Origin of the sequence: Shimia fortis, assembly GCF_040225985.1 — a bacterium.
Taxonomy (GTDB): Bacteria; Pseudomonadota; Alphaproteobacteria; order Rhodobacterales; family Rhodobacteraceae; genus Shimia.
This window is the reverse complement of the sequence record NZ_JBBPEU010000046.1, coordinates 1-385: the sequence shown is the minus strand read 5'-3', so window position 1 is coordinate 385 and position 385 is coordinate 1. Positions and strand designations below refer to the sequence as shown.

The window sequence follows — 385 nt, the reverse complement described above, 5'->3', positions numbered from 1 at the left end:
CGTCCAGCGAAGGCACCGATTTCGTCGAGAACACGGTCGAGGTGCTGCATTTCCTTGACGGGCTGCGGTCTTACTCGGAAGTGGCCGCGCTTGGTGGCAGCAACCAGACGGGCACGGATGGCACCGACACGCTGGACGGCGGCACGGGGCAGGACACGCTGGATGGCGGCGACGGCAATGACCTGTTGCGCGGCGGGGCTGGCGACGACCTTCTGATGGGCGGCCTTGGGGCGGATACGCTGGTCGGGGGCGACGGCAATGACACGATCCTGGGCGGCGACAGCGAAAGCGACCTGCGCGACGTGGTCTATGCCGGCGCGGGCGATGACAGCATCGAAGGTGGCTATGGCAATGACGAGCTGCGGGGCGATGATGGCAACGACAC

Annotated in this window: 1 protein-coding gene; it reads left to right on the top strand. The window is 66.8% G+C overall.

The features are described from left to right. Positions 1 to 385 (top strand): calcium-binding protein (locus tag WNE31_RS18430; protein ID WP_349981400.1); only part of this gene is annotated, 385 nt, incomplete at both ends.